2 protein-coding genes are annotated in these 1,788 nt (G+C 77.2%); both read right to left on the minus strand.

The window, feature by feature from the left end:
- Nucleotides 1-1,349, minus strand: a 1,349-nt coding sequence (locus SSBG_RS30070; protein ID WP_050776690.1) for a polyketide synthase, incomplete at its 3' end; no start/stop codon positions are given.
- A gap of 226 nt (nt 1,350-1,575) precedes the next feature.
- Nucleotides 1,576-1,788 (minus strand): hypothetical protein (locus SSBG_RS33010; protein ID WP_037868627.1); only part of this gene is annotated, 213 nt, incomplete at its 5' end.

A 1,788-nucleotide genomic window follows, 5' to 3' on the forward strand; every position in this document is an offset into this window, starting at 1 on the left:
GTGCTCTTCCCGGCCGGGGAGACGGGCGCCTCCGCCGGGGCAGCGGCGTCCTCGGCCGTCGAGGCGGTCTCCCCGCCTCCGGCGGCGGACGGGCCCGCGGAGCCGAGCGCCGCGCGGTGCAGGGCCTCGGCGTGGTGGCGGGCCGTCAGGAGGGCGGCGGTCATCGCGGGCACGGTCGGGTGGTCGTAGACCGCGACGGCCTCCAGCCCCGCGCCATGCCGTTCGTTGAGGTGGCGGACGACCTCCACGGCGCCGATCGAGTCGAGCCCCATCTCGGCGAAGGTCCGCTCGTCGTCGATCTCCTCCGGGCGCAGGTAGAGCACCTCGGCCAGGGAGGTGACGACGTCCGCCCGCGCCTGCGCGCCGAGGGCTTCGGCGCCGGTCCCGGGCGCGGGGGGCGCCGGCGGGTTCGGCGGCGCGTCCGAGGCCGCGGGCGGTACCGGCGCGGGCGATGGCGCGCTCGCGGGTGCGGGCGCTGTCGCGGGCGTTACGGGCGTCGGCTCGGCCGGGGGCACCGGTGCCGGTTCCTGCCGGGGTGCCGGCACGGCGGCCTTCGCGGTGGCCGCCCCGCCCGCCCCGCTCCCCCGGAACGCCTCCACGCGCGAGAAGTGGCCCCTGACCCGGTCGCGGGCCTCGTCGCCGAGCACGTCCTCGTGCATCCGGACCTCGCGTCCGACCACGTCGTCCAGCCGGGCCAGGACCCGGTCGGCCAGTTCCCGCTTGAGACGGCGGACCGCGCCCTCGGGGCGGGCGGCGAGCGCGCGGGCGCGGTCGAGCGCGGCCGTCAGCACCTCGTGCCGCGGCAGGACCGTGACCATGGCGCCGTGGTGGTGGAGTTCGGCACCGGTCAGGGACCTGCCCGTCAGCATCATCTCGTCCGCGAGGGCGGCGCCGAACCGGCGTTCCAGGACGTAGGTCGCGCCCATGCCGGGGGTGAAGCCGTAGGCGACGAAGTTCGCGCTGTAGACGCTCTCCTCCGCCAGGAGCACCACGTCGGCGTAGAGGCCGAAGGCCAGGCCGCCGCCGGAGGCGTGCCCGTCGATGGCGGCGACCACGGGGCGGTCGCAGCGCAGCAGGCCCTCGTAGACGAACGCCTGGTCCGTGAAGCTGCCCTCGCCTCCGGCGAGCGTCTCCAGCGCCTCGGCGGTACCGCCCATGCTGAACACGCCGTCGGAGCCGGTGACGACCACGGCCTTGACGTCCGGGCGCGCGGCGACCACGTCGAACGCCTCCCGCAGCTCGCGCAGCAACCGATCGGTGAACATGGGCGAGTTCAGGCGTATCAGGCCGATCCCGCCCTCCAGGACGACGAGTTCGGCGCCGTCGTCGCGGGAGGAGGGGGCGGGCACCGGTACCGCGACGGGCGCGGGCCCGGTAGCGGACGGGACGTTCGCGGCAGCGGGCTCCTCCGAGGACGGGCGGGGCGCGGCAGCGGTGTCGCCCGGGGACGGAGCGTGCGCGGCGTGCCCGTCCCCCGTCCACCCGCCGGGCCAGCAGCGTTCCTCGCGGAAGGGGTAACCGGGCAGCGGGACCCGGCGGGGACCCGTCTCGTCACCGGGGCGCGGGCCGTCGGCGTCAAAAAATATCGTCGCTCGCGCCCGCGACCCACTCGCGGGCCCGGGCCTCCAGGGTGCCGCCGGTGTCCGCCGCCGCAGGCGTGGCCGAGGCCGTTCCGAGGTAGGCGCGGGGCCCCGGTTCGACGCCCTTGACCAGGCGCTCCAGGGCCGCGAGCAGATCCGGGACGCCGTCGGCGACGACCGCGAACCGTACGGGCATCGCGGCGCGGCC

Origin of the sequence: Streptomyces sp. SPB074, from assembly GCF_000154905.1 — a bacterium.
In the GTDB taxonomy this organism is placed as follows: Bacteria; Actinomycetota; Actinomycetes; order Streptomycetales; family Streptomycetaceae; genus Streptomyces.